Below are 25,690 nucleotides of genomic sequence, written 5' to 3'. Positions count from 1 at the left end.
CGTAGCGCCGGTTGGCTGGGTTGGCTGCGGACCCGCTATTGTCGCCGATCCGCGCGATCCGCACGATCCGCTGCCGAGCAGGCGCTACTTCAGCATGAACGACATCGCCGACAGGCAGTTGAGCATGCGCACGGCGGCCTGCACGGAATCGGCGTGGAAGCCCAGGGTCACGCCGTCCAGGCGCTCCAGCGTCGGCCACTGGCAAAACAGGTCGGCATGCGCCGGCGTCAGGGTCTGCAGCCGGGCACTCACCCGCGCGTCGGCCGGCGTGTCGAGCCGCAGGCATTGCGCCTGTGCCGCGGCGCGCACGCCGTCGGCCGCGGCCGCCTGGATCGCCTCGCGCGCCGCCGCCGGCGACAGCGTGGTGCCGCTGCCGAAGCCGCCGGCGCGCTTGGTCTCGGCAAAGCGCACCCACGGCATCAGCGGCCGGGTCTCGTGCACGAAGACATCGTCGCCGCTGGCCATCAGCACCGGCACGCCCAGCTCCCCGGCCATCGCGCCGTAGAGTCCCGCCTCGCCCAGTTCCATGCCGTTGAGCCAGACCCGGGCAAAGGCGCTGCTGTTGATGGTGTGCGCCAGCACGCCGCGGCTCTGCGCGCGGCCGTGGTAGCCGATCATCAGCACGCCGTCGGCGCCGTCCTCGATGCCGGCCATCATGCCGAGGTAGCGCGGCTTGCCGAGCACCAGCCGCGCGCGCGGGTCGAGCTGGTCTGGCAACAGGTTGCGGAAGCCGCCATGCGAGTCGTTGACCAGCACTTCGGTGGCGCCGCCGGCAAAGGCGCCGGCGACGGCGGCATTGGCCTCGGCGGTCATCCAGGCGCGGGCGCGTTCGTACTCGCCGTTGCCGGGGCGGGTCTGCTCGGCGTGGAAGACGCCGGCGACGCCTTCGATATCGGTGGAAATCAGGATCTTCATCAGGCCGACTGGCGCAGTTCTGGCATGGCCTCCAGCAAGGCGCGGCGGGCATGGCCGTCGCGGCCCTGCACCGTCGCCGCATGCCAGAGCGCATGGACGATGGCCTGCTCGACACTGTCCGCGGCGGCGCGGAACAGCGGGTCGAGCAGCGTTTCGTGGAGCATGGCGACCGATGGCATCGCACGGTCCGCCTGGTGCGGGACGGTATAGGCGGTCGAGAAGGCCAGCGCGATATCACCCGAGCCATGCCCGAACACCGACCCCGTGCGCGCCAGCCCCGCACCCGCGCGCAGCGACAGCCGGCGCAGCTGGCGCGCGTCCAGCGGCGCGTCGGTGGCCACGACCATGATGATCGAGCCCTTTTCAGGCTGTGCCCCAGCGTCGGGCTGCGCCAGCCGCTGCACCAGCTGCGGCCCGAGCAGCTTGCCCGCCAGCGTCAGCGATTCCGGCGTGCCGAAGTTGGCCAGCACCAGCGCGCCGACGCAATAGCCCGACGCGACGCACGACACCATGCGCGAGGCCGTGCCGATGCCGCCCTTGACGCCGAACGACGACATGCCGCGCCCGGCGCCGATCGCACCCTGCGCCACCTCCTGGCCGGCAGCGGCCAGCGCCGCGTCATAGTGGCTGCCGTCCACCACCATGCGCTGGATATCGTTCAGGTAGCCGTCATTGCATTCGAACACCAGCGGATTGATGGTCGGCCACGCGCGCCCGATCTCCGGGTTGGCGGCGACGGCGGCGCGGATCTGCGCCTGCGCCACGGCGCCGACCGAGAAGGTGTTGGTCAACGCGACCGGCGTCTCCAGCACGCCCAGTTCCTCCACCTGCACCAGCCCCACGCTCTTGCCGAAGCCGTTCAGCACGGTAGCCGCAGCGGGCACCTTGTCGCGATACACATCGCCGCCATGCGGGCGGATCACGGTGACGCCCGTTTGCACTGCATCCTGCGCCAGCGTGCAGTGGCCCACGGTCACGCCCGGCACGTCGGCGATGCTGTCGCGCGGTCCCGCCGGCAGATTGCCGATGCGCGGCACGCCCTGCGTCGATGTCTGCATGGCTTTAGCGGCGGTCGATCTTGGGATCCAGCGCGTCGCGCAGGCCGTCGCCAAGCAGGTTGAACGCGAGCACGGTCAGGAAGATCGCCAGGCTCGGGAAGATCGCCACGTGCGGCGCGGTCACCATGTCCGCGCGGGCCTCGTTCAGCATCGCGCCCCACTCCGGCGTGGGCGGCTGCGCGCCCAGCCCCAGGAACGACAGGCTGGCCGCGGTGATGATCGAGGTGCCGATCCGCATCGAGAAATACACCACGATCGACGACACCGTGCCCGGCAGGATATGGCGCATCAGGATGGTCCAGTCCGACGCGCCGATGCTGCGTGCGGCCTCGACGTAAGTCAGCCGCTTCAGCATCAGCGTATTGCCGCGCACCAGCCGCGCGAACGCCGGGATGCTGAAGATCGCCACGGCAAAGATCACGTTGGTCATGCCGTTGCCGAGGATGGCGACGATGCCGATCGCCAGCAGGATGCCCGGGAAGGCGAACAGCACGTCGGAGATCCGCATCACGATGCGGTCCCACCAGCCCTCGTAGTAGCCGGCCAGCAGGCCCAGCACGGTGCCGATCACCGCGCCGATGATCACCGACAGGAAACCCGCTGCCAGCGAGATGCGCGCCCCGGCCAGGATGCGGCTGAAGATATCGCGCCCGAGCGAATCGACGCCCATCCAGTGCGCAGCCGACGGGCCGGCGTTGAGCGCGTCGTAGTCAAAGAAATTCTCCGGGTCGTATGGCACGATATGCGGCGCCAGGACGGCGACCAGCACCAGCAGCAGCACGAACACGCCGGCGCCGAGCGCCAGGTGCTGCTTGCGGAATTTGCGCCAGAACTCGGTCCAGGGCGTGCGCACGGCCTCCGGCACCGGGGCCGTTGCGGGTGCCGCTTCGCTTGCGGCGGGCGTGGAAAGCTCAGTCATGCCGGCCTCACTTGTAGCGGATGGTGGGATTGATCACGGTGTAGAGCATGTCCACCACCAGGTTGATCAGGATGAATTCGAGCGAGAACAGCAGCACCTCGGCCTGGATCACCGGGTAGTCGCGCATCTCGACGGCATCGACCAGCAGGCGGCCGAGGCCGGGCCAGTTGAACACTTTCTCGACCACGATCGAGCCGCCCAGCAGGAAGCCGAACTGCAGGCCCATCATCGTCACCACCGGGATCATCGCGTTGCGCAGGCCATGCTTGGCCACCACCGCCGTCTCGCGCACGCCCTTGGCGCGGGCGGTGCGGATAAAGTCTTCCTGCAGCACCTCGACGAACGAGGCGCGGGTAAAGCGCGCCATCACCGCCGCCACCGCGGCGCCGAGCGTGATCGACGGCAGCACGTAGTGTTTCCAGGTGTCGGCGCCGATCGACGGCAGCCAGCCCAACTGCACGGAGAACACCTCCATCAGCAGCATGCCGAGCGCAAAGGCCGGGAAGGAGATGCCCGAGACCGCCAGCGTCATGCCCAGCCGGTCCGGCCAGCGGTTACGCCATACCGCCGAGCCGATGCCGATCACCATGCCGAACACCACCGCCCACGCCATCGACGCCACCGTCAGCAGCAGCGTGGGCATGAAGCGGTCGCCGATCTCTTCGCTCACCGGGCGCTTGGTGCGCAGCGAATTGCCGAACTCGCCGCGGATCGCATTGGAGAAAAAGTTGACGAACTGCTCGGGCAGCGGCCGGTCCAGGCCCAGGTCCTTGCGCACCAGCTCGACCGTAGCCGAGTCGGCCTCGGGGCCCGCCGCCAGCCGCGCGGGATCGCCCGGCAGCAGGTGGACGAACAGGAACACCAGCACTGCCACGATCAGCAGCGTGGGGATCACGCCCAGCACTCGTTTGAGGAAGTAGTTCAGCATTGCACACCATGAAGAAAGGCCGCAGGCCGCCTGCCTGCGACCCCGCGACGCGGGCAGGCGGCCACCATCGGCTTACTGCTTTACTGCTAGGTTGGGTGGGTTGTGGCAGAGCGCGGCTTCGCGGTGCTGCAAGCGCCTGCCCTCACACCCCTCACTGCTTGATATCAATCTCATCAAAATTAAACGACCCGTCCGGCATCACATACGCCCCGGTCAGCCGCTTGCTGCGCGCGAACAGCACCTTCTCCGTCACCAGGAAGGCCCACGGCGCATCCTTCCAGATGCGTTCCTGGGCGTCCTTGTACAGGCGGGCCTTCTCGCTGCGGTCGGTGGTGCGCAGCGCGCCGGCGATATCCGCATCGACCTGGTCGTTCTTGTAGTAGGCGGTGTTCAGCAGCTTGGGCGGCATCGACTCGGAAGCCAGCAGCGGACGCAGCGCCCAGTCCGATTCACCGGTCGACGACGACCAGCCCACGTAGTAGATGCGCACGCCGGCGTCTTCCGGCTTCTGCACGCTCTCGACCTTTTCGACGCGCTGGCCCGCTTCCAGCGCCTGCACCTGCGCCTTGATGCCGACCTGCTGCAGCTGCTGCTGCACGAACTGGATCACCTTCTGCGCGGTGGTGTGGTTGTACGCCGACCACAGCGTGGTCTCGAAGCCGTTCGGGTAGCCGGCTTCCTTCAGCAGCGCGCGCGCCTTGGCCGGGTCATACGGCCACGGGCCCAGCTTCTCGGCAAAGTCCACGCCCGGGGGCACCACGCCTTCGGCCGGCACGGCATAGCCGGCGAACGCCACCTTGGCGAGTGCGTCCTTGTTGATGGCGTAGTTGATGGCCTGGCGCACCTTCGGGTCGTTGAACGGCTTGACCGTGGTATTCAGGCTCAGGTAGCGCTGGATGATCGACGGCGACGAGATCAGATCGACCTTGGCGCTGCTCTTCAGCACCGCGGCCTGCTCGAACGGGATGCTGAAGGCAAAGTCCGCCTCGCCGGTCTGCATGATGGCGGCGCGGGTGTTGTTGTCGACCACCGGCTTCCAGGTGATGGAATCGATCTTCGGGTAGCCGGTCTTCCAGTAGCCGGCGAACTTCTTGCCCTTCAGGTGATCGGGTTGCTTCCATTCGACGAACTCGAACGGGCCGGTGCCGACCGGATGGAAGGCAATTTCCTTGCCGTACTTCTGCAGCGCGGCCGGCGAGATCATCACCGCCGACGGATGCCCCAGCACGTTGATGAACGGCGAGAACGGCTCCTTCAGCGTGACCTTGACGGTATTGGCATCGACCACGTCGGTCTTGGCGACACGGTTGAACAGCGTATAGCGCTTGAGCTTGTTGGCCGGGTTGGTGACGCGGTCCAGGTTGGCCTTGACGGCGGCGGCATCGAAGGTAGTGCCGTCGTGGAACTTGATGCCCTTCTTCAGCTTGATGGTGTAGACCAGGCCATCCTTGCTGACGTCATAGCTGTCGGCCAGCACGTTGACCAGCTTCATGTCCTTGTCCATGCCGAACAGGCCCTGGTAGAAGGACTTGCTGGCTGCCTGCGACAGCGTGTCGTTGGCGTCGTACGGGTCCAGCGTGGTGAAGGTGGAATACACCGCCATCACCGCATCCTTGGCCGCGAAGGCCGGCGCGGCGGCCAGCATGCCGAGCGTGCCGGCGGCAAAGGCGCCGGCCATCCATCGGGGCGAAACCATACGTGCAGACATCGTCGATTCTCCTTGGTAGCTTCGTTATTTCCAGGACTTCAATAGGCGCCGCCGACGGCATGCCGGGCGACATAGTGGCCAAGCGCGCCGCTGCCGGCGACCTGCACCAGCGGCTGCACCACCGGCTCGTCGCCGACCGCGCGGATCGGGCTGGGAATCTCATCGTTCAGCGGCTCGCGCCGCAGGTGGCGCCGCGCCGGATCGGCGATCGGCACCGCCGACATCAGCTTGCGCGTGTACGGGTGCTGCGGGTTCTCGAAGATCGCGCGGCGCGGGCCGATCTCGACGATCTGGCCCAGGTACATCACCGCCACGCGGTGGCTGACGCGTTCGACCACCGCCATGTCGTGCGAGATAAACAGGAAGGCGATGCCCAGCTCGCGCTGCAGGTCGAGCATCAGGTTGACGATCTGCGCCTGGATCGACACGTCCAGCGCCGACACCGACTCGTCGGCCACCACCACCTTGGGGTTCAGCGCCAGCGCGCGCGCAATGCAGATGCGCTGGCGCTGGCCGCCGGAGAACTCGTGCGGATAGCGCGCCGCGTGCGACGGATCCAGCCCCACCTTGTCGAGCAGCCAGGCCACGCGCTGCTCGGCCTCCTTGCCGCTGGCCGCCTTGTGCACCAGCAGCGGCTCCATGATCGAATAGCCCACCGGCACGCGCGGATCGAGCGACGCGAACGGGTCCTGGAAGATGAACTGGATATTGCGGCGCAGCGTCTGCAGCGCCGGCCCTTCCAGCTTGCTGATGTTCTGGCCGTTGAACTCGATGGTGCCGCTCTGGCTTTCCACCAGGCGCAGCAGCGAACGCCCCGTGGTGGACTTGCCGCAGCCGGACTCGCCCACCAGTGCCAGCGTTTCGCCGGGGTAGAGATCGAAGCTGACCTTCTCCACCGCATGCACGCGGCGCGTGACACGGCCGAACAGGCCGCCGGGCACGTCGAAACGCGTGACCAGGTCCTGCACGCGCAGGATCGGCGCGATGCCGGGCTTGACCGTGTCCTGCGGCGCGGCCTGCTCCGCCCTGGCGCTGTCCAGCCGCAGCAGCGGGAACTTGGCCGGGAGGTCGGTGCCGCTCATGGCGCCCAGGCGCGGCACGGCCGACAGCAGTGCGCGCGTGTACGGATGCGCCGGCGCGCGGAACACGTCGTCGGAACTTCCCTCTTCCACCTTCTCGCCGCGGTACATCACCAGCACGCGATCGGCCACCTCGGCCACCACACCCATGTCGTGGGTGATGAAGACCACGCCCATGTGCATCTCGGCCTGCAGGCTGCGCACCAGTTGCAGGATCTCGGCCTGGATGGTCACGTCCAGCGCGGTAGTGGGCTCGTCGGCGATCAGCAGCGCCGGCTTGCATGACAGCGCCATCGCGATCATCACGCGCTGGCGCATGCCGCCGGAGAGCTGGTGCGGATAGCGCTCCAGCACGCGGCGCGCCTCGGGGATGCGCACCAGCTCCAGCATGCGCAGCGCTTCGGCGCGCGCCGCGGCGCGGCTCTTGCCCTGGTGCAGCCGGATCGATTCGGCGATCTGCTCGCCCACCGGGAACACCGGGTTGAGCGAGGTCATCGGCTCCTGGAAGATCATCGCCACGTCGGCGCCGCGCACGCTGCGCAGGGTCGCGTTATCCGCGCGCGCCAGGTCGATCACCTCGCCGCCGCGCCGGCGCAGCAGCATGCTGCCGCTGGCGATCTTGCCGCCGCCATGCTCGACCAGCCGCATCAGCGCCAGCGACGTGACCGACTTGCCCGAGCCCGACTCGCCCACCACCGCCAGCGTCTCGCCGCGGTCGACATGGAACGACAGGTTGCGCACGGCCTCGACGGTACGTTCGGACGTGGCAAAGCGCACGCTCAGGCCGTCGACCGAGACGACGCGCTCGGGCGGCAGGATGATGCCGGAGGCGGAAGCGCGCGATTGCGCAGGGGTAGTGGCCACTAGGTACTCCTTGTTTGCTGCGAGTGCTGAGACTTGCCGGTGCGGCGCGGGTCAGCCGTAGATCGAGACGCTGACGGCCTCGCCCACGCGGGCAAAGCCGCGGTACATGCCTTCGGTGTTGAACGGCAGCGTGACGTTGCCGTCGCGGTCTACCGCAATCAGGCCGCCGCGGCCTTCGATGGCGACCAGCTTTTCCATCACCACGCGCCGTGCCGATTCCTCCAGCGGCAGGCCGGCATAGCGCATCTGCGCCGAGACATCGTGAGCGGCCACGGTGCGGATAAACATCTCGCCGGTGCCGGTGGCCGACACCGCCACCACGTCGTCGGCATAGCAGCCCGCACCGATCACGGGGGTATCGCCGACGCGCCCCACCCGCTTGTTGGTCACGCCGCCGGTGGAAGTTGCCGCGGCGAGGTTGCCACGGCTGTCGCATGCCACCGCGCCGACGGTGCCGAACTTGCTGTCGGGGTCGATCGGGTCGGCCGGGTTGTTGCGTGCCGCCAGTGCGGCGGCATCATGGTCGAGCAGCGCCATGCCGGCGGTACCGCGGGCGCGCTGCCATTGCTCATGGCGTGCCTGCGTGAAGTAGTAGTCCTGCTCCACCAGCTCCAGCCCCTGGGCGGCGGCGAATTCTTCGGCGCCTGTGCCGGCAAACAGCACATGCTCGCTGTGGTCGAGCACCGCGCGCGCCGCCAGCACCGGATTGCGCAGCCGCGTGACGCAGGCGACCGCGCCGGCATCGCGGGTGGCGCCGTCCATCACGGCCGCGTCGAGTTCATAGGTGCCGGCGTGGGTCAGCACGGCGCCCTTGCCCGCGTTGAACAGCGGACATTCCTCCAGCAGGCGCACGGCTTCGGTCACCGCGTCGAGCGCGCTGCCGCCGTTGGCCAGGATGCGCTGGCCGGCCCGCAGCACGTGTTCCAGCGCTTCCGTGTATTCGCGTTCGCGCGCGGGATCCATCGCCTCGCGGGTGATGGTGCCGGCGCCGCCGTGGATGGCAATGACTGCTTGTTGCATGGGATAGCTCAGGGCTTCTTGAGGTTGGAGGCGCGGCGGCGCGTGGTGCCCGCCGCCTGCTCTTCGGTAGCCTGCGGCTCGGCTGGCCCGGCACGGCCGGCGCGGTCCGCGCCTGGCGCGCCATAGAGCCACGGCAGCAGGAATTCGGTCATTTCGGCGGCGGCCTTGACCGGCCGCTCGGCGCGATGCGCGACCGCGCCGCACAGCGCTTCGATCAGCGCCAGCACGGTCGCGTCGGAGTTGGCCGAGAGCCGGTTGGCGGCCTGCGCGTACAGCGCGATATCGGCCAGCGGCGCCAGCGGCGAGGTCGGCCCGTCGGTCAGCGCCAGCACCCGGCCGCCGTGCGCCTTGACGCGCTCCGCCAGTTCGATGCTGTCGGTCACATAGCGCGGGAAGGCAATCACGATCAGCAGGTCGCTCGGCTGCAGCTTGAACAGCTGGCGCGCCGCGTGCGAGGCGCCGCCGGCGCCGGCGACCGAGGTCACCATGCGGCAATGCAATTCCAGCCCGTGCTGCAGCAGGCCGGCCAGGAAGCCGCTGGCGCCGAAGCCCGCCACGTAGACGCGCTGCGCACCCAGGATCGCCGCGACCGCGCGCTCGCACGCCTGCGCGTCGATGCCGCGCCGGGTGGCTTCGGCATTGGCGGCCGCATCCTCGAGCGAGGCGGCGAACACTTCGGCCACGGTGGCGGGCCGCTCCAGTTCGCTGCGCAGCCGCTCGACCGGCGCCAGCGTGGCCTCAAAGCCGCGCACCAGCTCGGTACGGAATTGCGGATAGCCGTCGAAGCCCAGCGCCCGCGCGAAGCGGTTGGCGGTGGCCACCGACACGTCCACCGCCGCGGCAAACTCGTCGATGCGCATCGTGGCCGCGCGGAACAGGTTGGCCAGCACGTATTCCGCCATGCGGCGGTGCGCCGGCGTCAGCGTGGGCAGGCTGCGCGCGATGCGGTCGGAGATCGAATGGCCTTGGGTCATGTCGGGTCGGGACGGCATGCGCATGGGCGACGCTGCCGGTTACATCCTGAAAAACGAATGAAAATGAATTTACACGCAACCCACCCACAAAGAAAATAGAGTTTTCGCAGTTCGAGGGTAATCCCTAGGAGCCGCCGCCATGCGGGGCACCGGGGCGGTGCGCAATGCCCTGGCATTTCTGGTGTTTCGCCATTCGCGGGCATGCCCCGCACTGGAAACGCTACAATGCCGGCCAGCGCCGCCAACCCGCCTTGGCCGGCTTTTCCGCGTAGTTGCCAGTACCCCGTTCAGAAGTTTCCCCGCACGTGATCCGAATCGACCAGCTTGTCCTCCAGCGCGGCACCAAGGTGCTGTTCGACCACACCAGCGTGACGCTCAACCCGGGCGAGCGCGTGGGCCTAGTCGGCGCCAACGGCAGCGGCAAGTCGACGCTGTTCGCGCTGCTGCGCGGCGAATTGCATCCGGACGGCGGGGATGTCAGCGTGCCGGCCCAATGGCGCGTGGCGCATGTGGCGCAGGAAACGCCGGCGGTCAGCCGCAGCGCGGTCGAGTACGTGATCGACGGCGACACCCGGCTGCGCGAGATCGAAGCCGCCATCACGGCCGCGCAGGCCAGCGGCGACGGCACCGCCGAAGGCGAAGCCCACGCCGCTTATGCCGACGCCGACGGCTACACCGCCCCCGCGCGCGCCGAGGCGCTGCTGCTCGGCCTCGGCTTTACGCTGCCCCAGGTCACGCAGCCGGTATCGTCGTTCTCCGGCGGCTGGCGCATGCGCCTGAACCTGGCGCAGGCGCTGATGTGCCCCTCCGACCTGCTGCTGCTCGACGAGCCGACCAACCACCTGGACCTGGACGCCATCGTCTGGCTGGAAGACTGGCTGGCGCGCTACCCAGGCACGCTGGTGATGATTTCGCACGACCGCGAATTCCTCGATGCGATCTGCAACGTCACCGTGCATATCGAGAACCAGCAGGTGCGCCGCTACGGCGGCAACTACACGCTGTTCGAGACCCTGCGGCTGCAGCAGATGGCGCAGCAACAGTCCGCCTATGTGCGCCAGCAGAAGGAAATCGCGCACCTGGAGTCGTTCATTACGCGTTTCAAGGCCAAGGCGACCAAGGCGCGCCAGGCGCAGAGCCGCGTCAAGGCGCTGGAGAAGATGGAGCGGCTCGCGCCGGTGCACGTCGCCGCCGGCTTTGCCTTTGAATTCCGCGAGCCCGACGCCGCGCCCAATCCGATGATGGTGCTCGACGGCGTCGATTGCGGCTACGCCGAGGCCGAGCCGCCGGTCACCATCCTGCACAACCTGGCGCTGTCGATCCAGAACGGCCAGCGCATCGGCCTGCTGGGCGCCAACGGCCAGGGCAAGTCGACGCTGGTCAAGACGCTGGCCGGCACGCAGGATCCGCTGACCGGCACGCTGCGCCTGGGCAAGGGCCTGCAGATCGGCTACTTCGCCCAGCACCAGCTCGAGACGCTGCGCGACCACGACTCGCCGCTGCAGCACCTCGCGCGGCTCGCGCCCGACGTGCGCGAGCAGGAGCTGCGCGACTTCCTCGGCAGCTTCAATTTCCGCGGCGACATGGCCACCTCGCCGATCGAGCCTTTCTCCGGCGGCGAAAAGGCGCGGCTGGCGCTGTCGCTGATCGTCTGGCAGAAGCCCAACCTGCTGCTGCTCGACGAACCGACCAACCACCTCGACCTCGATACCCGCGAGGCGTTGACCATGGCGCTGGCGCAGTTCGAAGGCACGCTGATCCTGGTCTCGCACGACCGCCACCTGCTGCGCGCCACCGCCGACCAGTTCATGCTGGTTGCCGACGGCACCATCAAGCCTTTCGACGGCGACCTGGACGACTACCGCGACTGGCTGCTGCAGCAGGCCGCCGCCAAGCGCAACGCCGCCGCGGCCGCGCACCTGGCAGAGAATGGCGGCGATGGCGCCGCCACGATCAACCGCAAGGACCAGCGCCGCGCCGAGGCCGACGAGCGCCAGCGCCTGTCGGCGCTGCGCAAGCCGCTGACGAAGGAGCTGGAGAAGGTCGAGAAGCGGATGGCAGTGCTGCAAACCGCCAAGGAGGAGATCGACCGATTCATGGCCGATGAATCGAGCTATGCCGAAGCCAGCAAGGCGAAGCTGATGGAGATGCTGAAGCGCCAGGGCGAGGTCAATGGCGAGCTGGAGACGCTGGAAGAGAAGTGGCTGGAGTTACAGGAGCAAATCGAGCAGATTGCGTGAGGAGCCCCTCAACGCCAACAGCGCCTGCATAGCCTTACACCCCTTGCGGACGCTGCCCTCTCCCGCGAAGTGGGAGAGGGCAGCAAACCCGCTGGACTTCAACCTTCCCGCAGTAAAAAAACGGCGCCTTAGCGCAGCGCCTTAGGCCGGTTTTTGTTTGCCCTTACCACTCAACGGAAATTCTTCTCCCGCCGGATCAACCCCACCGCCAGCGTCAGCGTCAGGACAAACAGCCAGATCAGCGACCACGCCGGCACCGACAGGCCCAGCACCGGCGGCAGCGGCGCCGCGCACAGGCCATCGGCGTAGAACACCTGCGGCAGCACCTTGGCGGTCGGCAGCGCGTTGACCCAGTTCTCCAGCGGATCGATGCCGCAGGTCGCCTTCGGGTTGAGCAACAGCGACACGTGATACACCGCCACGGCAATGCCGGCGATGCCGGACAGCATGCCCAGGCCCTGCCACAAAGAGCGCGTGTTCTGCGCCACCACGGCGAGCAGCGAGAAGATGCCGATGCCGATAAACGCAAAGCGCTGCATCACGCAAAGCGGACAGGGCTGGTAGCCCTTTTCAAACTGCAGGTAGAGCGCAACGCCGACCAGGCCGAAGGAAACCAGGGCGATCAGCAGGAAATAGGCGCGGGAATTGGCTTGCATAGCGGTGATAAATGGTGATCCGGGGTGATCCGGGGTGATCCGGCAAACGGGTGCCGTCAGGTGTGTTTAGTTCGGGGGCGCGGCATTGCTGCGCATTATTACCGATTTTTCCGCCCCCGCCTTGGACGCCACATCGGCTGCGCAACGCCTGCGCGAGTTTCCATAAGCAAGCCGCCGGCGCCCATGCCTCAGTCCAGGTGGCGCACCCGGTCGATTGCCTGCTCGATGCGCTCCACCGCGATCACTTCCAGGCCGTCGATCTTCTGCTTGGGCGCATTGGCCTTGGGGATCACGGCCAGCGTGAACCCCAGCTTGGCCGCTTCCTTCAGCCGTTCCTGGCCGCGCGGGCTGGGCCGGATTTCGCCGGCCAGGCCGACTTCGCCAAAGACCACCAGCCCGCGCGGCAGCGGCTTGTTGCGCATCGACGAATGGATCGACAGCAGCACCGCCAGGTCGGCGGCCGGCTCGGTGATCTTGACCCCGCCTACCGCGTTCAGGAACACATCCTGGTCGAAGCAGGCAATGCCCGCATGCCGGTGCAGCACCGCCAGCAGCAGCGCCAGCCGGTTCTGCTCCAGGCCCACCGCCAGCCGGCGCGGGTTGGGCACGTGGGCGGTGTCGACCAGCGCCTGGATCTCCACCAGCAGCGGGCGCGTGCCTTCCTGCGTCACCAGCACGCACGAGCCGGGCACGGTCTCTTCATGCTGCGACAGGAACAGCGCCGAGGGGTTGCTGATGCCACGCAGCCCGCGCTCGGTCATGGCGAACACGCCCAGCTCGTTGACCGCGCCGAAGCGGTTCTTGAAGGCGCGGATCAGCCGGTGCGAAGAATGCGTATCGCCCTCGAAGTACAGCACCGTGTCGACGATATGCTCCAGCACGCGCGGCCCGGCCAGGCTGCCTTCCTTGGTGACGTGGCCGACCAGGATGATGGTGATGCCGCTGCTCTTGGCGATGCGCGTGAGCTGCGCCGCGCACTCGCGCACCTGCGCGACCGAGCCCGGCGCCGACGTCAGCGCCTCCGAGTACAGCGTCTGGATCGAGTCGATCACCGCCACTTCCGGCTTCTCGGCTTCGAGCGTGGCCTGGATCTTCTCTAGCTGGATTTCGGCGAGCAGCCCCAGCGCCGGGCTTTCCACGCCCAGCCGCTGCGCGCGCAGGGCGATCTGCGCGCCCGATTCCTCGCCGCTGACATAGAGCACGCGGCGCTGCCCGGCCAGGTTGGCCAGCGCCTGCAGCAGCAGCGTGGACTTGCCGATACCGGGATCGCCGCCGATCAGCACCACGCCGCCCGCCACCAGTCCGCCGCCCAGCACGCGGTCGAACTCGTCGATGCCGCTGGAGAAGCGCGGCACGTCCGCGGCCTCGATCTCGGACAGCTTGCGCACCATGGCCGATGCCGCCAGCGGCTGGAAGCGCTTGGACGCGGCCGTCTCGGCCACCGTTTCCACCAGCGTGTTCCATTGCTGGCAATGCGGGCACTGGCCGGCCCAGCGCGGCGCGGTGCCGCCGCATTCGGTACAGGTGTAGACGGTCTTGGTCTTGGCCAACGGAAAATCCTTGCGGGAAAGAACAGGCCGGGCGCAGAAGTGGCCCGGCCCTCACACTAGCCGGCGGCAGGCGCTGCCGCCAGCTCTCGTTTGCAACCTCTCGTTTGCAACCTTCTACACCACGGCCGGCGCGGCGCTGTCGGATGCCGTGATGGTTGCCACCGTGGTCGGCACGCGCGGCGCCAGCGCGCACATCAGCTCGTAGCCGACCGTGCCGCTGGCCTGTGCCACCTCGTCGATCGGCAGGCCCTGGCCCCACAGCGTCACCGGGCTGCCGACCCGCGCCTTCGGGCACGGCGTCAGGTCCACGCACAGCATGTCCATCGAGACACGGCCGACCAGTTCCGTACGCACGCCGTCGACCAGCACCGGCGCGCGCTGCGCGCCCCAGCCGGAGGCATGGCGCGGGTAGCCGTCGGCATAGCCGCAGGCGACCACGCCGATGCGCATCGGGCGGTCGGCGGTAAACAAGGAGCCATAACCCACCGTCTCGCCCGGCTGCAGGTCCTGCACCGAGATCAGCTCGCTGTGCAGCGACATGGCCGGCTGCAGGCCGGTGCCGGCGATATCGGCATCGCGGCCGGTCGGCGAGGCGCCGTACAGGATAATGCCGGGACGCACCCAGGCCCGGTGCGCCTGCGGATGCCACAGCACCGCGGCCGAGTTCGACAGGCTCGCCTCGCCCGGCAGGTTGGCGGTGGCGGCGTCGAAGGCCTCGACCTGGTGGGCGATGCCTCGGGGACTATCCGCATCGGAAAAATGCGTCATATGGACGATACTGCCTACGCAGGGCATGGCGCGGGCGCGCTCCCAGGCGGCGCGATACTGGGCTGGATGGAAGCCGAGCCGGTTCATGCCGGTGTTCAGCTTGAGCTGGATCGCCAGCGGGCCCCTGGGGCGCGCGCTTTCCAGCATGCGCAGCTGTTCGTCGCAGTGGATCGCGGTGGTCAGGCGGTATTGCTCGATCAGGGCGATGTCCTGCGGCTGGAAAAAGCCCTCCAGCAGCAAAATGGGGCCCTGCCAGCCCAGGTCGCGCAGCAGCACGGCTTCATTCAGGTCCAGCAGGCCAAAGCCGTCGGCGCCGCGCAGCGCGGCAAAGACGCGGCGGATGCCGTGGCCGTAGGCATTGGCCTTGACGACGGCCCAGATGCGCGAAGCGGGGGCGCTGCGGCGGACGACGTCGAGGTTGTTGGCCAGGGCGGGTTGGTGGATGACGGCGTGGATGGGTCTTGGCATGGAGTCACATCTCGGGAATCAGGCAGTGCGGGCAGCGCGGTGGCGCATCGCTCACGTCACTGCGGGGACTGGAAGGACGGCTCTGTCTCAGCTTTAATGGCGCGAGGGTCACCTGTCAGTGGGCGACGGCACGTAGATGCGAATTGCTTCATTCATATTGCGGGCATGTCGCGCTAAGGTGAGCGGCCATGGGAAATTTGCGTTTGCCTGGTCACGTGGGCGTCCGGCTGCGATATTGTCTTGCCGCTGCACCAGTCAGCGGTACACCCGTCGTCTGGCCGGGATCGCAGCCGTTATTTGAACACATCCGGGAGCCGCTGCCGGGGGTCATTGGGGAATCGGCGCGGCAATTTGCAGTCAAAAAGGCACCTTGCCGGGGTTCGGGAATGTCATGTTTTCGTGATATAAAGCCGGACGCTCCGGCCATGTTCTAAAAGCGAAGCATTATGTCAATGACTGTCAGGCAAACCGCACGGCGCCGCAGCGCAGTGCAACAAAGACAATTCGACACGGCCGCGGCGCAAGGTTCCCTGCAAACCATAGCCTCCCCAGCCGGTGCCGCCCTGACCGGCGTGACGGAAGTCCGCGATGGAGACAAAGTCGAAAGCATGAAGAAGGGTTTTTACACCATCATGGCCGCGCAATTTTTTTCGTCGCTGGCCGACAATGCGTTGCTGATCGCCGCCATCGCCCTTCTCACCGAATTGCATTCACCGCAGTGGATGACCCCGCTGCTCAAGCTGTTCTTCGTTCTCTCCTACGTCATCCTCGCCGCCTTCGTCGGCGCCTTTGCCGACTCGATGCCCAAGGGGCGGGTGATGCTCATCACCAATGCCATCAAGGTGGTCGGCTGCGCGATCATGATGTTCGGCTTCCACCCGCTGCTCGCCTACGGCGTGGTGGGCTTCGGCGCGGCGGCCTATTCCCCGGCCAAGTACGGCATCCTGACCGAGCTGCTGCCGCCGGAGAAACTGGTGCTGGCCAACGGCTGGATCGAGGGGCTGACCGTGGGCTCGATCATCCTGGGCACCGTGGTGGGGGGCGCGCTGATTTCCGTGCATGTGTCGGACATCCTGATGCGGCTCGACCTGCCCTTCATCGACACCGGCATCGACACGCCGGCCGAGGCCGCGATGGTCGTGATCATGCTGTTCTACGTGATCGCGTCGGTGTTCAACCTGTTCATTCCCGATACCGGCGCCCGCTATCCGCAGCAGGAAAAGAACCCGATCAAGCTGATCGCCGAATTCGGCGACTGCTTCCTGGCGCTGTGGCGCGACAAGCTGGGCCAGATCTCGCTGGCGGTTACGACCCTGTTCTGGGGCGTGGGCGCGACGCTGCAGTTCATCGTGCTGAAGTGGGCGGAGAAGTCGCTGGGCCTGAACCTGTCGCAGGGCGCACTGCTGCAGGCGGTAGTGGCCGTCGGCGTGGCCGTGGGCGCAATCGCCGCCGCCGCGCGCATTCCGCTACGCAAGTCGCTGTCGGTGCTGCCGTTCGGTGTGGCGATGGGCGCGACCGTGATGATCATGGCTTTCTACACCAAGGACGCCATGCCCCAGGTGACGCTGAGCATCCTGGGCATGAACATGCCGCTGTACATGGCCATCGCCTACGTGTTCCTGATGCTGGTGGGCGCGATGTCGGGCTACTTCGTGGTGCCGATGAACGCGCTGCTGCAGCATCGCGGCCACGTGCTGCTGTCGGCGGGCCACTCGATCGCGGTGCAGAACTTCAATGAGAATGTATCGGTGCTGCTGATGCTGTGCCTGTACGCGCTGCTGATCAAGCTGAACGTGCCGATCGGCGTGGTCATCATCGCGCTGGGCCTGTTCATCTGCGTGACCATGATGCTGGTGATCAAGCTGCACAAGTACAACATGCGCGCCTTCAACTCGCTGGCGATGATCGGCGAGGACAAGCACCACTGACCTCCTGACCTCCCCAGGCCGGCGCCCCGTTCAGGGTCCGTCGGCCAGCGCCTGCGCGCCCTGCCGGGTCGGCTCCGCCGCCCGCGCCATGGCGCGCGCCTCCCATCCCGGCGGCACCACGAACCCGCGCGAGCATTCGCGCCACCAGCCGTGGCCGGCCAGCTCCAGCTCGCACAGCATCACCGGCGCTTCGCGGCGCCAGCCGTGGTCGTGGCGCGGGTCGGCAAAGCGCTGCGCCAGCGTGGCGTACAGGGCGTCGACCTCCTCCGTGCCGCTGGCAGGCACCAGCGCCCCCGACAACCATTCCGAACGTGGCAGCCGGCACCAGCGCAGGCCCGGCCGCGCCGCCGCGCGCGCACGCCAGCCGTCGAGCGTCGACCACCAGCCTTGCAGGTGGTCCGGCGCGATGCCCAGCTGGTCGAGTCCCGCCGGCACTTGCCCGTCCGGGTAGAACAGCCAGCCCAGCAGGTAGACTTCGCTGCGGTCGACCACATGGCCGAGCAGCGCGCGCGCTTCCGGCGTGCGCCCGAGCGGCAGCTGGCGCCCGACTACATGCCCGAGCTTGTCGCCGAGCCGGTCGACCATGTTGGGCCCGACGAAATCGAGCAGGGTCGGCGCCGCCACGGCGCCTGCCATCAGGTAGAACTTGGCGGCCATTTCCCAATGGACCACGTCGCCGGAGGCCTGCTCGCGCCAGACGAAGTCCAGCTCGCCCAGCGTGCGGATGCCATGCGCACCGGCGCGCCGTACCGGGACGTTGGCCGCCAGCAGCGTCAGCCCCTCCATCCGGCGCAGCGCGAAATGCAGCAGCCGTTCGGCATGGCGCCCCAGCCGCAGGCTGCGGCTGGCGGGATCCTGCGGCTGCAGCGCGGCGGCGGAGCCGGGAGCGGGATCGGAAGGAAAGGCGGCATGGCCGGCGGCCAGTTCGTCGATGGTGGCCGGCAGCGCCGCCGGGTCGGCGGCTTCCAGCCAGTGCCGCCACGCCGCCAGCGTACCGGCGGGCCAGCGCGCCGCAGCGGCGCCCGCTACCGCGGACAGCAGCGGCGGCGACAGCGTGGTCCAGGCCAGGTCGCGCGTGCGCGGCGACAAGGCGCGGCGCCACAGCGGCGGCTCCGGCGGCAGGTTGCCGTCGCCGCCGCGATGCAGCGAGAGGTCAGGCCCCAGCTCCCGCACGGTCATGTACCTCGCGGGCCAGGCACAGGTCTTCCCATGCGCGCGCCTTGTCGGTCAGCGTGCGCAGCAGGTAGGCCGGGTGGTAAGTCACCACCACGGGGATGCCTTCATAGGTATGCACGGTGCCGCGCAGCTTGCCGATCGGCGTGGTGGTGCGCAGCAGCGACTGCGCGGCGAAGCGGCCCAGCACCACGATCACCTTCGGGCGAACCAGCGCGATCTGCCGGCGCAGGAAGGGCTCGCACTGCGCCACCTCGGCCGGCTCGGGGTTGCGGTTGCCCGGCGGGCGGCACTTGAGCACGTTGGCGATAAAGACGTTGCGCCCGCGCGCCAGGCCGAGCGCGCCCAGCATATTGTCGAGCAGCTTGCCGGCCTGGCCGACGAAAGGCTCGCCCTGCAGGTCTTCGTTCTCGCCCGGGGCCTCGCCTACCAGCATCCATTCCGCCTGCCGGTCGCCGACGCCGAAGACGGTATTGGTGCGGGTCTGGCACAGTCCGCAAGCGGTGCAGCCGGCCACGGCGGCATCCAGCGCGGGCCATGCCATGGCGGCGATGGCAGCCTCGCGCGCGGCCTGCGCCGAGTCGGGTTCGGGGCCGGCCGGTACCAGCGAGGGCTCGGCTGGCGCACGCGAGACAGGCGCCGCCACGGGGACGGCAGGCACCACCGGGGTAGCCATTTCGAGCGCAGGCGCGGCTTCCACGAGGGGCGCAACGGCCGGCGCGGCCACCGTGACAGGCTCGGCAATGGCCTCGGCAATGGCCTCGGCAACGGGCACGGCAAGCGCAACGGCTTCGGACACCACGACCGCCTGCGGCGCGTCAGCGCGTGCCCGCGGCAGCCATTCGGCCGTGATGCCCAATGCCTCGAGGAAACGCGCGCGGCGGCTCATGCGCGGCCCTCCCCGCCTTCCCTGGACTTCCCGGCCACCTTGTCAGGCCAGCTCCGGCGCAGCACCAGCGCGTCTTCGCGGTTCCGGCCCAGCGCCGGGTAATAGCCTTTGCGGCGGCCGATCTCGGCAAACCCGGCGGCCTGGTACAGCGCGATCGCGCCGGCATTGGACGGGCGCACCTCCAGCAGCATGGTATGGATGCGATGCGCGTGCGAGGTCGCCAGCACGATCGACAGCATCAGCCGCCCCAGCCCCTGGCGTTGGCGCGGCGGGTCGACGGTGATATTGAGCAGGTGCATCTCGTCGACCACCGGCATCAGCACGGCATAGGCCACCAGCGTGCCGGCGGGATCGCGCAGCGTCAGGCCGAGATGCCCGGCCTTGACCGAGTTCTCGAAATTGCCGCGCGTCCACGGATGGCTGTAGGCGCGCGCCTCGATCCCGGCCACCGCCTCCAGGTCGAGCGCGCTCATCCGGCCCAGCGCAAAGCCCGGCGGCAGCGGCGGCATGGCGGGCACGGCCGGCCAGTCGGCACGCTCTTCCAGCGGGTAGGCGGCGCTCACGATGCACTCCCGGCCGTGGCCGCGGCGCGCGCGGCGGCGGCGGCTTCGCGTTCGGCGACGGTTTGCGCGACCTTGTCGCGCAGGTAGATCGGCATGGCACGGTCGGCGTCGATGGCCTCGCCACGCGCCAGCGCGCGCAGTGCGATGGCGACCATCGGCTGCGCATGGGGCATCGCCTCCGGCAGCACGCGCTGCGCGCGCGCCAGGCCGGCGAGGCGTTCGCCGAAGACCGTGGCGGCATTGCCCGCCAGCCAGAATTCGCCACCGGGCAGCTGCACGGTTTCCGGCGCGCTTACCAGCATCGGCGTGCGCTCCACCCACTCCTGCGCGGCGGCATCCCAGCCGAAGGCGCCGGCATAGGCCTCGTCCATGCGTGCGTCAAGCGCGACCAGCACCGAGATATCCGCGGGCAGCGCCGGCTCGGCGGCGCGCACGCGCTCGGCGCAAGCCAGCAAGGTATTGACCGGCACCACCGGCAGGCCGGCACCGAAGGCCAGTCCCTGCGCCACGCCACACGCGGTACGCAGGCCGGTAAACGAGCCGGGACCGGCGCCGAAGGCGATCGCGGCGCAATCGGCCAGTGCGATGCCGGCCTCGGCCAGCAGCTCGCCGGCGGCGGGCAGCACGCGCGCGGAGGAGCGTGCGCCGGTGTGCTCATGGCGCACCAGGCACTCAATGCCGGCGCCGGCCACGGCACGTCCGAGCGCGACCGAGCACCACTCCGTAGAAGTTTCAACAGCAAGAATCCAGGACATGGCGCGATTGTAGCCGCTGGCGCCCGGAACCGAGGGCTTCTTCGGTTTTAGACGCGCGGTCTGGCGCACCGGCGCGGCTATCATCGGCAGCACTTTCACAAACTCCCACGGAGAAACCCATGAGCGACCTGCAGGCACGCTTCGACCAGTCCCAGATCGACGTCAAGCAACTGAGCGAGCGCCCCAGCAACATGACCCTGCTGCGCCTGTACGCCCTGTTCAAGCAAGGCAGCGAAGGCGACGCGCACGGCGACAAGCCGGGCATGACCGACTTTGTCGGCCGCTACAAGTTCGAAGCCTGGGAAGCGCTGCGCGGCACCGCGCGCGAGCAGGCGATGGAGCAGTACATCGCGCTGGTGGAAGAACTGCGCAGCGGCGCGGCCAGCTAAGCCCCGCCAGCCGGCCCCGCCACGCCAGCCGGCGGCCTCAGCCCGCCGGCAGCGGCCTTGGGCGGATACGCCAGGCCGCGAAGATCGCACTGGCGATCACCACCCCGACCGCCAGGAAAGTCTCATCGAAGGCGCGGATGCGCGCCGCCTGCAGCGCGGCGTCGCCCGCCTGGCCCAGCACCGCGCCGTGCTGCGTCAGCCGCCACTGCAGCCCCACGCCGGCAAGGCTCACGCCGATCGCGCCGCCCAACTGACGGATAAAGTTGATGCAGCTCGACCCCTGCGCGATCAGCGAGAAATCCACGCCCCGCATCGATCCCAGCGTCAGCGACGGCAAGATGCAGCCGAGCCCGATCCGCCCCAGCACCGCCAGCGCGACCAGCAGCAGATACGGCGTAGAAGGCGACCCCAGCGCCATCAGCAGGAACGACAGCGCCAGCAGCGCCAGCCCGAACGATACCTGGACATGCGGCGAGATCCGGTGCGTGAAGCGGCCCGCCACGGCGATGGTCAGCGCCAGCATCACGCCCGCCGGCAGCAGCACCAGGCCCGCGCGCGAGGGCGTGTACTCCAGCGCCATCTGCATGTAGACCGGCAGCAGGTAGGTCGAGCCGAACAGGCCCGCACCGTAGATAAATGCCACCACCGCGCCCGCCGCGAACTGCCGGTAGCTGTACAGCCGCATGTTCATCAGCGGATGGGGCGCGCGCAGCTGCCACAGCACGAACGCCGCCAGCATCAGCACGCCGAAGCCGGCCAGCGCCATGCCCGCGGCCACGCTTTCGCGCATTTCGACCACGCCGTTGAGCAGGCTCACGGTCGCCACGCCGGCCAGCGCCAGGCCGCGCCAGTCCAGCGGCTCGCGCTCGCCCATCATGATCGAATCCACCGCCATGAAGCGCCGCGCCATCGCCGCGCCGAGCAGCGTCAGCGGCACCACCACGAAGAAGATCGAGCGCCAGCCGAACGCCTCGACCAGGAAGCCGCCCAGGCTCGGCCCCAGCGCCGGCGCCAGCACCACGCCGAAGCCGAACATGCTGATGGCCTTGCCCTGCTCGCGCTCCTCGAACACACGCAGGATCAGGATATTGGGCAGCGGCTGCATGATGCCGGCGGCGGCGCCTTCGGCCACGCGCATGGCGATCATCACGCCGTAGGTCGGCGAGAACCCGCCGAACAGTCCGCCCGCGCCCAGCAGCAACAGCGACCCCAGGAAGGTGCGGCGCAGCCCGTAGCGGTTGAGCAGCCACGGCGTCAGCAGCATCGACAGCGTCATCGCGATCATGAAGCTGGCCGCGACCCATTGCGCGCGCTCCTGCCCCAGCACGAAGTGCCGGCTCAGGTCGGGGATGGCAACGTTGATGATGGTGGACGAGACGATCGACGAGACCGTGCCCAGCATCAGTGTCATCAGCACCAGCCAGCGCAGGCGGTCGCCATAGCGCTCACGCAGCGCCGCCCGGGTCGGCCCGCCCGGCTGCTTGCCGGACGTCTCCGGCGCGACGGGGCCCTCGCTCACCCCAGCCGCCCGGTGTCGGCGATCTCGCGGATCTTGCGGACGGTGTCGAGGTCGGCCTCGTGATAGGCGGACTTGACGATCTCGGCGTAGCGGTCGTCGCCGCTGGCATCGACGGCCGGCATGGTGGTGTCGTAGGTGAAGCGCAGCAGCAGCGCGCCCGGGCCGGGGGTCTCGATCACCATGGTCAGCGTGCCCCCGGCGTGCTCGGCAGTGGCTGCGGTTTCGTAGCGCACCTGGCGGCGCGGCTCGAACACGACGCGGTCATGGATGGACGCCTCGCCGAAATGCAGCACGCGGTCGATCCAGTTGTCGCCGCGCGCCACCACTTCGGCACTGTCCAGGCCCAGCACGAACAGTTCGGGCGACTCGGCGCGCAACACCAGGCCTTGCCAAAGCTGGTCGGGTGTCAGCGGATCCAGCTGGGGGTTGCCGGGATCATTGATTTCCACCAAGTGCTCGAAACGCAACTTCTCTCTCCCTGTCTTCAATAAGTCGATATTATGAAGTCTCCGCGTGTTCGGAAGACGTTTTTGTCTGCGCGGTGCAACATTGCCGAGGCAGCCCTCTCGCCGGATATCGACCGATCATCATGTTGACTGGAGTACCGCGCATGCCTGCCGCGTCGCTAGCAGACACCGATCCGCTGCAAGTCCTTGTCTATGCCGATTCACTGTCCTGGGGGATCGTCCCCGGCACGCGCCAGCGGCTGCCGTTCCCGGTGCGCTGGCCGGGCCGCCTGGAACTGGCGCTGAATGCCGACCGCGGCACGCCGGTGCGCATCATCGAAGACTGCCTGAACGGCCGCCGCACGGTCTGGGACGATCCCTTCAAGCCGGGACGCAACGGGCTGCAGGGGCTGGCGCAGCGTATCGAGATCCACTCGCCGCTGGCACTGGTGGTCTTGATGCTGGGCAACAACGATTTCCAGTCGATGCATCCGCACAATGCCTGGCACGCCTCCCAGGGCATCGGCGCCCTGGTGCAGGCCATCCGCAGCGCACCGATCGAACCGGGCATGCCGGTGCCATCCGTACTGGTGGTGGTGCCGCCGCCGATCCGCACGCCGCGCGGGCCGCTGGCGCCCAAGTTTGCCGGTGGCGAGCATAAATGGACCGGCCTGCCGCAGGCGGTTGCCGAACTCTGTGCGCAGCTGGATTGCCCGATGTTCGATGCCGGCACGGTCATCCAGAGCAGCGCCGTCGACGGCGTGCATCTTGACGCGGACGCCCACGTGGCGCTTGGCGACGCATTGCATCCTGTCGTTCGCGAACTGCTGCCGCGCTGACCCCCGCGTCTCGGCACTCCTTCAGCGGCCGGCTGAAACATCACTCCTGACAGCAGTTGTCAGGAGGGCCGGCGCACAATGCGGCCGCTCTCACTCGGAACGCCGCAAGGAGGCTGTCATGGAGTTGCTGATCAATATCGATGTCGACGACCTCGCGCGCGGCATCGCCTTCTACGAGCAAGGCCTGGGGCTGAAGCTGCAGCGTCGGCTGTTCGATGGCACCGTCGCTGAAATGCTGGGCGGCAATACGCCGATTTACCTGCTCGCCAAACCCGCCGGCACCCGCCCTACCAGTCGTTCGGATACCCGGCGCGATTACCGGCGGCATTGGACGCCGGTGCATCTCGACTTTGTCGTGGCCGACCTCGAAGCCGCGATCGAACGGGCGCTGGAAGCCGGGGCCGAGATCGAGGACTGGCCGCAGGATTTCGACTGGGGCAGGCAGGCTACGTTGTCGGATCCGTTTGGGCATGGGCTTTGTTTTGTTGAGTGGAGGGGTGAGGGGTATGGGGTGGTGGCAGGCTGAATGACCGGTTTGCCGCTATCAAAGCCTGGCCTTGTCGCGGCTGGTGACATGTTGTCGGCCGTTGAACCGCCTGGTTCCGCCCTCCTGGGCGGGTCGCTTTTTGTCCGAGCGACAAAAAGTAACCAAAAAACGCGTCGCCTGAGCGGCTGGCTATCAATTTAGCTGCGTGCGTGGTTCGGGCGGTGGTGATTTCCGTTCGATGTGGATGGTGGTTCGAACCTGCTACGCCAGGTGAGTTTGGGATAGTGGCTACGTCGTCCCACTATTGGACGATCCCCATGCAGGGCGTAGGCCGCCTGCTAAATGCGTTATCGGTGGACGCCTTCGGCCGCGCTGCGCGCCGTCCCTGGTGTGACAGGACGCCGCGCCCAGCATAGCGCCATTTAATGCCGGCATTCGCCTTTAGGTAGGCTTCATAAGCATATGAAAAAGAAATAGACGCCAGATCCGTTCCTGTTGCGCGGTTTTAGCGCAATTGCGTTAATCTGTGGCCTCGCCTGCGTAGACAATCCCTGCCAAGGCGTACCTGTCTCTCTCGCCACATAATCAAAACATACAGAACTCCTATGCGCAGCACCTCCCTTATCAAGCGCCTGGCGGTTGCCGTCTCCGCAATCGGCTTTATCGCCGCCGGCAGCGCCTCGGCCCAGGAACAGACCATACGCGTCGGCACGGTCAGCGGTCCGGACGCGGAAGTCTGGCAAGTCGTACAGAAGGTCGCCAAGCGCAACGGCCTGAACGTCAAGGTCGTGGAATTCAACGACTACGTGCAGCCCAACGCCGCGCTGGATGCAGGCGACCTGGATGCCAACAGCTTCCAGCACCAGCCCTACCTGGACAGCCAGGTCAAGCAGCGTGGCTACAAGATGCAGAGCGTCGGCTACACCTATATCTCGCCGCTGGGCATCTACTCGAAGAACCTGAAGTCGCCCAAGGACCTGCCGCAGGGTGCCAAGGTGGCGGTGCCCAACGACCCGTCCAATGAAAACCGCGCGCTGCTGCTGCTGCAGTCGCAGGGCGTGATCAAGCTCAAGGCCGGTGCCGGCACCAATGGCAACAACGCCACGCCGCTGGACGTGGCCGAGAATCCCAGGAAGCTGAAGATCGTGGAACTGGACGCTGCGCAATTGGCGCGCGCCCTGCCCGATGTCGGCGCCGCGGTGATCAACACCAACTACGCGCTGGCCGCCGGCCTGCAGCCGACCAAGGATGCGATCGCACTGGAAGACATCCACAGCCCGTACGCCAACATCATCGTGGTGCGCACGCAGGACAAGGACAAGCCGTGGGTCAAGAAGCTGGTTGCCGCCTACCAGTCGGAAGACGTGCGCCAGTTCATGAAGGCCCAGTTCAAGGGCGCGATGGTGCCGTCGTTCTGACCGGACGCGCCTGGCTCTGCAACTTCGTGCTTGCAAATTCCGCCGCCTTCGGTAGAATGCGGCGCTCACCTTGCCCAGGTGGCGGAATTGGTAGACGCACTAGGTTCAGGTCCTAGCGGTGGCAACACTGTGGAGGT

General features: G+C 67.9%; 23 protein-coding genes. 6 read left to right on the top strand and 17 right to left on the bottom strand.

Annotation, left to right across the window (positions count from 1 at the left end; all coding sequences use genetic code 11):
- Nucleotides 1-84 precede the first annotated feature (84 nt).
- From ACAD63_RS10735 to ACAD63_RS10700, 8 genes are all read right to left on the bottom strand, one after another.
- The gene (locus ACAD63_RS10735; RefSeq protein WP_135705397.1) at nucleotides 85-915 is read right to left on the bottom strand and encodes a M55 family metallopeptidase; all 831 of its coding nucleotides are present in this window, start codon (nucleotides 913-915) and stop codon (nucleotides 85-87) included.
- Complete coding sequence (locus ACAD63_RS10730) at nucleotides 915-1,973, bottom strand: P1 family peptidase (RefSeq protein WP_135705398.1); 1,059 nt, start codon at nucleotides 1,971-1,973, stop codon at nucleotides 915-917. Before ACAD63_RS10730 ends, ACAD63_RS10735 begins: the two co-directional genes overlap by 1 nt.
- A gap of 4 nt (nucleotides 1,974-1,977) precedes the next feature.
- Nucleotides 1,978-2,892, bottom strand: coding sequence for a glutathione ABC transporter permease GsiD (gene gsiD / locus ACAD63_RS10725; RefSeq protein ID WP_063237910.1), 915 nt, complete (start codon nucleotides 2,890-2,892; stop codon nucleotides 1,978-1,980).
- A 7-nt stretch (nucleotides 2,893-2,899) separates the two neighbouring features.
- Nucleotides 2,900-3,820 carry a glutathione ABC transporter permease GsiC gene (gene gsiC, locus ACAD63_RS10720; protein WP_133096348.1) on the bottom strand — a complete coding sequence of 307 codons (921 nt, stop codon included), beginning with the start codon at nucleotides 3,818-3,820 and terminating at the stop codon, nucleotides 2,900-2,902.
- A 151-nt stretch (nucleotides 3,821-3,971) separates the two neighbouring features.
- Nucleotides 3,972-5,528, bottom strand: a complete 1,557-nt coding sequence (gene gsiB / locus ACAD63_RS10715; protein WP_133096349.1) for a glutathione ABC transporter substrate-binding protein GsiB — start codon at nucleotides 5,526-5,528, stop codon at nucleotides 3,972-3,974.
- A 38-nt stretch (nucleotides 5,529-5,566) separates the two neighbouring features.
- The gene (locus ACAD63_RS10710) at nucleotides 5,567-7,471 is read right to left on the bottom strand and encodes a dipeptide ABC transporter ATP-binding protein (RefSeq protein ID WP_135705399.1); all 1,905 of its coding nucleotides are present in this window, start codon (nucleotides 7,469-7,471) and stop codon (nucleotides 5,567-5,569) included.
- Between the two features lie 51 nt (nucleotides 7,472-7,522).
- On the bottom strand, nucleotides 7,523-8,491 hold the full coding sequence (locus tag ACAD63_RS10705; protein WP_133096351.1) for an isoaspartyl peptidase/L-asparaginase family protein: 969 nt from the start codon (nucleotides 8,489-8,491) through the stop codon (nucleotides 7,523-7,525).
- 8 nt (nucleotides 8,492-8,499) lie between these two features.
- A complete protein-coding gene (locus ACAD63_RS10700) occupies nucleotides 8,500-9,465 on the bottom strand; it encodes a MurR/RpiR family transcriptional regulator (RefSeq protein ID WP_434033928.1) in 966 nt (321 codons plus the stop codon).
- A gap of 305 nt (nucleotides 9,466-9,770) precedes the next feature.
- Between ACAD63_RS10700 and ACAD63_RS10695 the strand changes: the two genes are divergently transcribed.
- On the top strand, nucleotides 9,771-11,705 hold the full coding sequence (locus tag ACAD63_RS10695) for an ATP-binding cassette domain-containing protein (protein ID WP_135705401.1): 1,935 nt from the start codon (nucleotides 9,771-9,773) through the stop codon (nucleotides 11,703-11,705).
- 170 nt (nucleotides 11,706-11,875) lie between these two features.
- Here the strand turns inward: ACAD63_RS10695 and ACAD63_RS10690 are convergent, their stop codons facing one another.
- The 3 genes from ACAD63_RS10690 to alr all read right to left on the bottom strand — a co-directional run bounded on the left by ACAD63_RS10690 (nucleotide 11,876) and on the right by alr (nucleotide 15,147).
- Nucleotides 11,876-12,361, bottom strand: a complete 486-nt coding sequence (locus tag ACAD63_RS10690) for a disulfide bond formation protein B (RefSeq protein WP_434033927.1) — start codon at nucleotides 12,359-12,361, stop codon at nucleotides 11,876-11,878.
- A gap of 188 nt (nucleotides 12,362-12,549) precedes the next feature.
- Nucleotides 12,550-13,911, bottom strand: a complete 1,362-nt coding sequence (radA, locus tag ACAD63_RS10685) for a DNA repair protein RadA (RefSeq protein ID WP_133096354.1) — start codon at nucleotides 13,909-13,911, stop codon at nucleotides 12,550-12,552.
- Between the two features lie 114 nt (nucleotides 13,912-14,025).
- Complete coding sequence (gene alr, locus ACAD63_RS10680) at nucleotides 14,026-15,147, bottom strand: alanine racemase (RefSeq protein WP_133096355.1); 1,122 nt, start codon at nucleotides 15,145-15,147, stop codon at nucleotides 14,026-14,028.
- A 608-nt stretch (nucleotides 15,148-15,755) separates the two neighbouring features.
- Here alr and lplT point away from each other — a divergent pair.
- Entirely contained in the window at nucleotides 15,756-17,075 is a 1,320-nt protein-coding gene (gene lplT, locus ACAD63_RS10675) for a lysophospholipid transporter LplT (protein ID WP_135705403.1), read from the top strand.
- 30 nt (nucleotides 17,076-17,105) lie between these two features.
- Here lplT and ACAD63_RS10670 read toward each other — a convergent pair whose 3' ends face one another.
- Genes ACAD63_RS10670 through tsaB form a run of 4 tightly spaced genes read right to left on the bottom strand, consistent with a single transcriptional unit; the run spans nucleotide 17,106 to nucleotide 20,455 of the window.
- On the bottom strand, nucleotides 17,106-18,254 hold the full coding sequence (locus ACAD63_RS10670) for a DUF1853 family protein (RefSeq protein ID WP_133096357.1): 1,149 nt from the start codon (nucleotides 18,252-18,254) through the stop codon (nucleotides 17,106-17,108).
- Nucleotides 18,229-19,137 carry a uracil-DNA glycosylase gene (locus ACAD63_RS10665; RefSeq protein ID WP_135705404.1) on the bottom strand — a complete coding sequence of 303 codons (909 nt, stop codon included), beginning with the start codon at nucleotides 19,135-19,137 and terminating at the stop codon, nucleotides 18,229-18,231. The genes ACAD63_RS10670 and ACAD63_RS10665 overlap by 26 nt, the downstream gene beginning before the upstream one ends.
- On the bottom strand, nucleotides 19,134-19,700 hold the full coding sequence (gene rimI / locus ACAD63_RS10660; protein WP_434033926.1) for a ribosomal protein S18-alanine N-acetyltransferase: 567 nt from the start codon (nucleotides 19,698-19,700) through the stop codon (nucleotides 19,134-19,136). The genes ACAD63_RS10665 and rimI overlap by 4 nt, the downstream gene beginning before the upstream one ends.
- Nucleotides 19,697-20,455 (bottom strand): tRNA (adenosine(37)-N6)-threonylcarbamoyltransferase complex dimerization subunit type 1 TsaB, encoded by a 759-nt coding sequence (gene tsaB / locus ACAD63_RS10655; protein ID WP_195427612.1) that lies wholly within the window; start codon nucleotides 20,453-20,455, stop codon nucleotides 19,697-19,699. The genes rimI and tsaB overlap by 4 nt, the downstream gene beginning before the upstream one ends.
- A gap of 119 nt (nucleotides 20,456-20,574) precedes the next feature.
- Here tsaB and ACAD63_RS10650 point away from each other — a divergent pair, with 119 nt between their 5' ends.
- Nucleotides 20,575-20,844 (top strand): acyl-CoA-binding protein, encoded by a 270-nt coding sequence (locus tag ACAD63_RS10650; protein WP_133096360.1) that lies wholly within the window; start codon nucleotides 20,575-20,577, stop codon nucleotides 20,842-20,844.
- Nucleotides 20,845-20,881: 37 nt separating this feature from the next.
- On the opposite strand, the gene ACAD63_RS10645 is transcribed toward ACAD63_RS10650, so the two are convergent.
- Both ACAD63_RS10645 and ACAD63_RS10640 read right to left on the bottom strand, forming a co-directional pair.
- A complete protein-coding gene (locus tag ACAD63_RS10645; RefSeq protein WP_195427610.1) occupies nucleotides 20,882-22,363 on the bottom strand; it encodes a DHA2 family efflux MFS transporter permease subunit in 1,482 nt (493 codons plus the stop codon).
- Nucleotides 22,360-22,830 (bottom strand): SRPBCC family protein, encoded by a 471-nt coding sequence (locus tag ACAD63_RS10640; protein ID WP_133096362.1) that lies wholly within the window; start codon nucleotides 22,828-22,830, stop codon nucleotides 22,360-22,362. Before ACAD63_RS10640 ends, ACAD63_RS10645 begins: the two co-directional genes overlap by 4 nt.
- A gap of 143 nt (nucleotides 22,831-22,973) precedes the next feature.
- On the opposite strand from ACAD63_RS10640, the gene ACAD63_RS10635 reads away from it, so the two are divergent.
- From ACAD63_RS10635 to ACAD63_RS10625, 3 genes are all read left to right on the top strand, one after another.
- The gene (locus ACAD63_RS10635; RefSeq protein ID WP_434033925.1) at nucleotides 22,974-23,648 is read left to right on the top strand and encodes an SGNH/GDSL hydrolase family protein; all 675 of its coding nucleotides are present in this window, start codon (nucleotides 22,974-22,976) and stop codon (nucleotides 23,646-23,648) included.
- 118 nt (nucleotides 23,649-23,766) lie between these two features.
- Nucleotides 23,767-24,174: a VOC family protein gene (locus ACAD63_RS10630; RefSeq protein WP_135705407.1), complete on the top strand. Its 408-nt coding sequence runs from the start codon at nucleotides 23,767-23,769 to the stop codon at nucleotides 24,172-24,174.
- A gap of 566 nt (nucleotides 24,175-24,740) precedes the next feature.
- A complete protein-coding gene (locus ACAD63_RS10625; protein WP_116320578.1) occupies nucleotides 24,741-25,553 on the top strand; it encodes a MetQ/NlpA family ABC transporter substrate-binding protein in 813 nt (270 codons plus the stop codon).
- Nucleotides 25,554-25,690 lie beyond the last annotated feature (137 nt).

Source organism: Cupriavidus sp. a3 (assembly GCF_051015765.1).
Lineage (GTDB): Bacteria > Pseudomonadota > Gammaproteobacteria > Burkholderiales > Burkholderiaceae > Cupriavidus > Cupriavidus oxalaticus_A.
The sequence above is the reverse complement of the archived record's forward strand: the minus strand, read 5'-3'. Positions and strand labels throughout refer to the sequence as shown.

Excerpts from the sequence above, each read along its gene's own strand:
- ACAD63_RS10735 (WP_135705397.1), bottom strand. The coding sequence starts at position 915 with ATGAAGATCCTGATTTCCACCGATATCGAAGGCGTCGCCGGCGTCTTC.
- ACAD63_RS10730 (WP_135705398.1), bottom strand. The coding sequence starts at position 1,973 with ATGCAGACATCGACGCAGGGCGTGCCGCGCATCGGCAATCTGCCGGCG.
- gsiD (WP_063237910.1), bottom strand. The coding sequence starts at position 2,892 with ATGACTGAGCTTTCCACGCCCGCCGCAAGCGAAGCGGCACCCGCAACG.
- gsiC (WP_133096348.1), bottom strand. The coding sequence starts at position 3,820 with ATGCTGAACTACTTCCTCAAACGAGTGCTGGGCGTGATCCCCACGCTG.
- gsiB (WP_133096349.1), bottom strand. The coding sequence starts at position 5,528 with ATGTCTGCACGTATGGTTTCGCCCCGATGGATGGCCGGCGCCTTTGCC.
- ACAD63_RS10705 (WP_133096351.1), bottom strand. The coding sequence starts at position 8,491 with ATGCAACAAGCAGTCATTGCCATCCACGGCGGCGCCGGCACCATCACC.
- ACAD63_RS10700 (WP_434033928.1), bottom strand. The coding sequence starts at position 9,465 with ATGACCCAAGGCCATTCGATCTCCGACCGCATCGCGCGCAGCCTGCCC.
- ACAD63_RS10690 (WP_434033927.1), bottom strand. The coding sequence starts at position 12,361 with ATGCAAGCCAATTCCCGCGCCTATTTCCTGCTGATCGCCCTGGTTTCC.
- alr (WP_133096355.1), bottom strand. The coding sequence starts at position 15,147 with ATGCCAAGACCCATCCACGCCGTCATCCACCAACCCGCCCTGGCCAAC.
- lplT (WP_135705403.1), top strand. The coding sequence starts at position 15,756 with ATGAAGAAGGGTTTTTACACCATCATGGCCGCGCAATTTTTTTCGTCG.
- ACAD63_RS10670 (WP_133096357.1), bottom strand. The coding sequence starts at position 18,254 with ATGACCGTGCGGGAGCTGGGGCCTGACCTCTCGCTGCATCGCGGCGGC.
- ACAD63_RS10665 (WP_135705404.1), bottom strand. The coding sequence starts at position 19,137 with ATGAGCCGCCGCGCGCGTTTCCTCGAGGCATTGGGCATCACGGCCGAA.
- tsaB (WP_195427612.1), bottom strand. The coding sequence starts at position 20,455 with ATGTCCTGGATTCTTGCTGTTGAAACTTCTACGGAGTGGTGCTCGGTC.
- ACAD63_RS10650 (WP_133096360.1), top strand. The coding sequence starts at position 20,575 with ATGAGCGACCTGCAGGCACGCTTCGACCAGTCCCAGATCGACGTCAAG.
- ACAD63_RS10635 (WP_434033925.1), top strand. The coding sequence starts at position 22,974 with ATGCCTGCCGCGTCGCTAGCAGACACCGATCCGCTGCAAGTCCTTGTC.
- ACAD63_RS10630 (WP_135705407.1), top strand. The coding sequence starts at position 23,767 with ATGGAGTTGCTGATCAATATCGATGTCGACGACCTCGCGCGCGGCATC.
- ACAD63_RS10625 (WP_116320578.1), top strand. The coding sequence starts at position 24,741 with ATGCGCAGCACCTCCCTTATCAAGCGCCTGGCGGTTGCCGTCTCCGCA.